This window comes from Pseudomonas sp. XP2, from assembly GCF_053557975.1.
Genome location: NZ_JBNRIK010000023.1, coordinates 5,559 through 12,123 on the forward strand (window position 1 = coordinate 5,559; position 6,565 = coordinate 12,123).

5 protein-coding genes are annotated in these 6,565 nt (G+C 63.0%); 2 read left to right on the forward strand and 3 right to left on the reverse strand.

All coding sequences use genetic code 11. From position 1 onward, the window contains the following. Positions 1-29: 29 nt before the first annotated feature. Both ACK1VC_RS21515 and moaA read right to left on the reverse strand, forming a co-directional pair. A complete protein-coding gene (locus ACK1VC_RS21515) occupies positions 30-929 on the reverse strand; it encodes a bestrophin family protein (protein WP_191086878.1) in 900 nt (299 codons plus the stop codon). 20 nt (positions 930-949) lie between these two features. After that, positions 950-1,951, reverse strand: coding sequence for a GTP 3',8-cyclase MoaA (gene moaA / locus ACK1VC_RS21520; RefSeq protein ID WP_016488611.1), 1,002 nt, complete (start codon positions 1,949-1,951; stop codon positions 950-952). A 225-nt stretch (positions 1,952-2,176) separates the two neighbouring features. Between moaA and ACK1VC_RS21525 the strand changes: the two genes are divergently transcribed. After that, positions 2,177-4,507 carry an FdhF/YdeP family oxidoreductase gene (locus ACK1VC_RS21525; RefSeq protein ID WP_023047729.1) on the forward strand — a complete coding sequence of 777 codons (2,331 nt, stop codon included), beginning with the start codon at positions 2,177-2,179 and terminating at the stop codon, positions 4,505-4,507. Positions 4,508-4,633: 126 nt separating this feature from the next. Here the strand turns inward: ACK1VC_RS21525 and ACK1VC_RS21530 are convergent, their stop codons facing one another. Further along, positions 4,634-5,095, reverse strand: a complete 462-nt coding sequence (locus ACK1VC_RS21530; RefSeq protein ID WP_016488609.1) for an Lrp/AsnC family transcriptional regulator — start codon at positions 5,093-5,095, stop codon at positions 4,634-4,636. A 92-nt stretch (positions 5,096-5,187) separates the two neighbouring features. Here ACK1VC_RS21530 and ACK1VC_RS21535 point away from each other — a divergent pair, with 92 nt between their 5' ends. Continuing rightward, positions 5,188-6,369 (forward strand): trans-sulfuration enzyme family protein, encoded by a 1,182-nt coding sequence (locus tag ACK1VC_RS21535; RefSeq protein ID WP_060519197.1) that lies wholly within the window; start codon positions 5,188-5,190, stop codon positions 6,367-6,369. Positions 6,370-6,565: the final 196 nt, after the last annotated feature.

Below are 6,565 nucleotides of genomic sequence, written 5' to 3' on the forward strand. Positions count from 1 at the left end.
AAAGGGCCAGCACAGGAGGGCGCATTTGCTCAGCTCAACACATATCCGACCGGCAACAATGCCGGAGGCAACTGCTGCTCCCCCAACCCCGCCAGCACATCGCGCTCTACAGTCCGCACCATGGCATCAGTAGGCAAGTCGTTCTCATCACGCCCGAACGGGTCTTCCAGCTCGTTGCCAATCGCATCCAGCCCGAAGAACGTGTACCCCACGATGGTGGTGAACAGGGGTGCCAGCCAGCCCAGCGGCTCGGCCAGGGCAAACGGTAACAGCAGGCAGAAGATGTAGATGGTGCGGTGCAGCAGCAGCGTATAGGGGAACGGCAACGGGGTGCCCTTGATCCGCTCACAGGTGGCCTGTACTTCGGTCAGCCCCACCAGCCGTTGCTCCAGCAGGCTGTAGCGCCAGTCGCTGATCTGCTGTTGTGCGGCCAACTGCGAACAGTGTTCGCCAATCTCACGCAGGATGCCGTCGCACACGTTGTGCGGGCTGATCCTCTCAGGCCGGGCCAGCCACGGCCGAGCGGCTGCCAGATCATCCTCGTTACGAAGCCGTGCATTCAGTGCATGGGCAAAACCGCACAGGCTGCGCAGCAGCTCCGTACGCAGGTTGTCGTCAGCAATCACCACGCTTTCGCGCACGAACGAGCGGGTTTCGATGATCAGCTTGCCCCAGGCCTTGCGGCCCTCCCACCAGCGGTCATAGCAGGCGTTGTTGCGAAAGCTCATGAAGATCGACAGCGACAGGCCAAGCAAGGTGAACGGCGTGGCGCTCACCGGGTAGAAAAACGCCGGGTAATGGCGCTCGATCAGCACGATCAGCGCTGCCAGCAGGGTCACCATCAGGCAGCGCAGGGCAATGCGCTTGACGATCGAACCCTTGAGGGTGAACAGCACACGCAGCACATCAGGGGTTGGGTGGACGATCATGGATATCCAGAGACGGCCGCTTAGCCGCCGGTCATGTTCATGAAGCGCAGGATCTGCACGTCGCCACCGACTTCGAAGTGATGGCGGTACGGCTTGAGGTGCAGCGAATCGCGGATGGCCTTTTCCAGGCGTTCGGCGTTGCCGGGGTGGGCGCGTAGCACGTGCTTGAGGTCCACCGAGTGTTCATTGCCCAGGCACAGCAGCAGCCGGCCTTCGACCGTCAGCCGTACGCGGTTGCAGGTGGCGCAGAAGTTGTGGCTGTGCGGCGAAATGAAGCCTACCCGGGTGTTCGCTTCTGCCAGACGCCAGTAACGGGCGGGGCCCTGGGACGACTCGGTGGATTCGATCAGGGTGAACTGCTCGGCCAGGCGCGCGCGTACTTCGTCGCTGGAGCAGAACGACTCGCCGCGCTCGTGTTCGCTGATCACCCCTAGCGGCATTTCTTCGATGAAGGTGATGTCCAGTTCGCGATCGATGGCAAAGCGCACCAGGTCGACCAGTTCATGGTCGTTGCGCCCTTTGAGCACCACGCAGTTGAGCTTGGTGCGCTTGAAGCCGGCCTGGCGCGCGGCGTCGATGCCGGCGATGACCTGATGCAGGTCGCCGGTGCGGGTCAGTTGCTTGAAACGGTCGGCATCCAGGCTGTCGAGGCTGATGTTCAGGCGCGAGACCCCCGCGTCGAACAGTGGCTGTGCCAGGCGCCCGAGTTGCGAGCCGTTACTGGTCAGGCACAGTTCGCGCAGGCCGGGCAGGGCTGCGATGCGCCCGCACAGGTCGACGATGCCCTGGCGTACCAGTGGTTCGCCGCCGGTCAGGCGGATCTTGCGGGTGCCCAGGGCGACGAAGCGCTCGGCCACCTGGAACAGTTCTTCGAGGCTGAGGATCTGCTGGCGCGGCAGAAACTGCATGTCTTCGGCCATGCAGTAGACGCAACGGAAGTCACAGCGGTCGGTGACCGACATCCGCAGGTAGTCGATTTTCCGGTTGAAGCCGTCAATCAGGGCCCGGCTGTTCTGTTCCACGTTCGCGCTCGAATGGGTTGGGACACATCTCCAAGCTATAACCTGGCCGCAGGGGCGTCAAATTGCTTTGTCCGACTGCTTGATCGACGGCCTCTATCATGGCTGCAACCACATTCCCGGCCCATGATCGAAACCGCTTATCACACCGTAAGATCTTTCGATTGGACGCCCCTGCCTCACGCTCAATAGGCTGGAAAAAAGCATCGAAGCGTGAGGATTCATCGCATGAGCCAGGACGAACACATCAGGGACTACAAGGGCGCCGCCGCCGGTTGGGGGGCGCTCAAGAGCGTCACCAAAAGCTGGCTGGGCAGCGAAAATGCCTTCAAGAACCTGCGGGCCATGCTCAAGACCAACCAGAACGGCGGCTTCGACTGCCCCGGCTGTGCGTGGGGCGAGTCGCCGGAAAGCGACATGGTCAAGTTCTGCGAAAACGGCGCCAAGGCGGTTAACTGGGAGGCGACCGGTCGCTCGGTCGACCCGGCTTTCTTCGCCAAATACAGCGTCAGCGCGCTGAGGGAGCAGACCGACTACTGGCTCGAATACCAGGGCCGCCTCACGCACCCGATGCGTTACGACGCTGCCACCGATCACTATGTCGAAACCACCTGGCAGGAGGCCTTCGAGCTGGTCGCCACGCACCTGCGTGCGCTGCAGTCGCCCGATGAGGCCGAGTTCTACACCTCGGGCCGGGCCAGCAACGAGGCGGCGTTCCTCTACCAGCTGTTCGTGCGCGCTTACGGCACCAACAACTTCCCCGATTGCTCGAACATGTGCCACGAAGCCAGCGGCGCAGGCATGTCGGAAACCCTCGGGGTGGGCAAGGGCACCGTGGTGTTCCACGACCTGGAGCTGGCCGACGCCATCTTTGTCATCGGCCAGAACCCCGGCACCAACCACCCGCGCATGCTCGAACCGCTGCGTGAGGCGGTCAAGCGTGGGGCCCAGGTGGTCTGCTTCAACCCGCTAAAAGAGCGTGGCCTGGAGCGCTTCCAACATCCGCAGCACCCGTTCGAAATGCTCAGCAACGGCTCCGAGCCGACGTCCAGCGCCTACTTCCGCCCGGCCTTGGGGGGGGACATGGCAGCCATGCGCGGCATTGCCAAGTTCCTGTTGCAGTGGGAGCGTGAAGCCCAGGCCAAGGGCGAGCCGGCGGTGTTCGACCATGCCTTCATCGCCGAGCACACCAGCGGCGTCGATGACTACCTGGCAGCGGTGGACGCCACCTCTTGGGAACACATCGTCAAACAGTCGGGCCTGACCCTGGCCGAGATCGAGCTGGCCGCACGCATGTACCGCAAGGCCGAGCGGGTGATCATGTGCTGGGCCATGGGCGTTACCCAGCACCGCCATTCGGTGCCTACCGTGCAGGAAATCGTCAACCTGCAGTTGCTGCGCGGCAACGTCGGCAAGCCCGGGGCCGGCCTGTCGCCGGTGCGCGGCCACAGCAACGTGCAGGGCGACCGCACCATGGGCATTGACGAGAAGCCCAAGCCGGCGTTGCTCGACGCCATCGAAAAACGCTTCCAGTTCCGTGTGCCGCGTGCCCACGGGCACAACGCGGTGCTGGCGATCAAAGCCATGGAGGAGGGGCGGGCCAAGGTGTTCATCGCCCTGGGCGGCAACTTCGCCCAAGCCACCCCGGACACCCCGCGCACCCACGCGGCATTGCAGAACTGCGCGTTGACCGTGCAGATTTCCACTAAGCTCAACCGCTCGCACCTGGTCACCGGCCGCGATGCACTGATCCTGCCGTGCCTGGGCCGTACCGAAATCGACCTGCAGGCCGAAGGGCCGCAAGGCGTGACCGTGGAGGACACCTTCAGCATGGTGCACCTCTCCAACGGCCAGTTGCGCCCACGCTCGCCGCACATGCGCTCGGAGCCGTGGATCATCGCCGGCATGGCCAAGGCCACGCTGGGCAACCAGCCGATCGACTGGGAGTATGCGGTGGCCGACTACAACCGCATTCGTGACATGATCGCCGACGTGATCCCAGGTTTCACCGGCTTCAACGAACGCCTGCATAGCCCGGGCGGTTTCCACCTGGGCAACAATGCCGCCGATCGCAACTTCCGCACGACCACGGGCAAGGCTCGCTTCATGCCCCACGCACTGCCGGAAGAGTTGATCAACGCCAAGGTATTGGCCCGGGGTGACAAGCCCGACCTGATCTTGCAGACGCTGCGCTCGCATGACCAGTACAACACCACCCTGTATGGCCTGGATGACCGCTACCGCGGGGTGTTTGGCCTGCGTGAAGTGGTGTTCGTCAACGAGGCCGACATCCGCCGCATGGGCTTTGAGCCGGGTGAGCAGGTGGACCTGGTGTCGCTGTGGGAGGACGGCGTGGAACGGCGCGTTTCTGGGTTCCGCCTGGTGGCGTATGACGTGCCTGAGGGGCAGGCGGCGGCGTATTACCCGGAGACCAACCCACTGGTGCCGCTGGAAAGTTATGGCGAGGGGACCTACACCCCTACCTCGAAATTTGTGGCGATCAAGGTCGAGAAAGCCAAGGCAGGGAACCGCATTGCGGCGGTGTTGGCCGCGGATTGACGGGTTGCCTGCAAGGGCCCTATCGCCGGCAAGCCAGCTCCCACAGGGACTGCACAGCTTTCAGAACCTGTGATAAACCTGTGGGAGCTGGCCTGCCGGCGATAGGGCCGGTGCAGCCATGCAGAATCAGGAACGATGCACCGGGTAAGCCGTGGTGTACTTCATCTGCTCCATGGCAAAACTGGAGGTGATGTTCGACAGCCCATCGGTGCGGGTAATCAGCTTTTTGTAGAACCGGTCATACGCCGCAATATCCCCCACCACCACCCGCAGCATGTAGTCCCAGTCCCCCGACATGCGATAGAACTCCATCACTTCCTCAAACCCGGTCACGGTCGCGGCAAACTGCTCCAGCCAGGCGCTGTCATGGCGCTGGGTCTTGAGCTGGACGAACACCGTCAGCCCCAGCCCCAGGCGTTCGGGGTCCAGCAGGGCGACACGGCCGAGTATGTAGCCTTCTTCTTCCAGGCGCTTGACCCGCTTCCAGCACGGCGTGGTGGAAAGGTTGACGGCCTCGGCCAGGTCCTTGAGCGCGATCGAGGCATCGCGCTGAAGCAGGGTAAGTATGTGCTGGTCGAAACTGTCCATATCGCGCGCGGGCCGTGTAGAAAAATTTTTCACAGATTACCCCAAGGCCAGACGATTTGGGTTGTGCGATAGTTGCAGCCTTCACTCTGCCAATGGGCCTGACCATGTCCGACAAGCCGCGCAATTTCGCCACCCGTACCATTCACGCCGGCGAGCAGTTCAGCGTTGCCGAAAACGCCATTTTCCCGGCTATCGTCACCGCCAGCTCGTTCACCAAGCGCAGCCTGGACGACAAGCCGGAATACTCCTACAGCCGCGTCGGCAACCCTACCCGGCATGCCTACGAAACCTGTGTCGCTGCCCTTGAAGAAGGCGTGGGCGCTGTGGCCTGTGCCTCGGGCGTCAATGCCACCGCAACCGTGCTTGAGCTGCTGCCCAAGGATGCCCACGTGGTGGTGATGAACGGCGTGTATGGCGGCACCTTCCGCATTCTGGAGGACTACCGCAGCCGTACCTCGGGCCTGACCACCACCTATGTCGACCTCAACGACCTTGAGGCTGTGGCCGCCGCCATCAAGCCGCAAACCCAGCTGATCTGGATCGAGTCGCCGACCAACCCGTTGCTGCACCTGGTCGACATCAAGGCGGTGTGCGACCTGGCCAAGGCGCGGGGCATCCTGACCTGTATCGACAACACCTTCTGCTCACCGTGGAACCAGCGCCCGATCACCTTGGGCGTGGACCTGGTGATGCACTCCGCCAGCAAATACATCGGCGGCCACTCCGACCTGACCGGTGGCGTGGTAGTGGCGGCCAATGATGCACTGCTGGCACGCCTGCGCCGCATCAGCATGGCGATTGGCGCGGTGCAGGGGCCATTTGACTGTTACCTCGCCCTGCGCGGCCTGAAGACCCTGGATGTGCGCATGGAGCGCCAGTGTGCCAACGCCCTGCAGGTGGCACGCTTTCTCGAAGGGCATGCGCAGATCGAGCAGGTGTATTACCCGGGGCTGGAAAGCCACCCCCAGCATGAACTGTGCAAACGCCAGATGCGCAGTGGCGGGGCGGTAGTGGCGATGAAGGTGAAGGGCGACCGCGCCGCGCTCAACCGCCTGGTGGAGGCGTTGCAGATCTTTGTGCTGGCCGACTCGCTGGGCGGGGTGGAGAGCATGATCAACCACTCGTGGACCATGTCGCATTGCTCGCTGAGCCCGGAGCAGAAAGGCGTGATGGGGATCAGCGAGAACCTGCTGCGGTTGTCGATGGGGATCGAGGATTACCGCGACCTGATCGAGGACCTGGATGGTGCTTTGAAGGCATCAGCGGCGGGCTGATATAAACGCGGTCTTGTGGGAGCGGCCTTGTGCCGCGAAAGGGCCGCAAAGCGGCCCCGGCAATCTATGCGTTATTGCTGAAACGCTGGGGCTGCTTCGCAGCCCTTTCGCGACGCAAGGCCGCTCCCACATGGCGCGTTCAGGCCTGTGAAATCAATCAGGATTTGGGCGGATGGATGATCCGTTCGATCTTGTC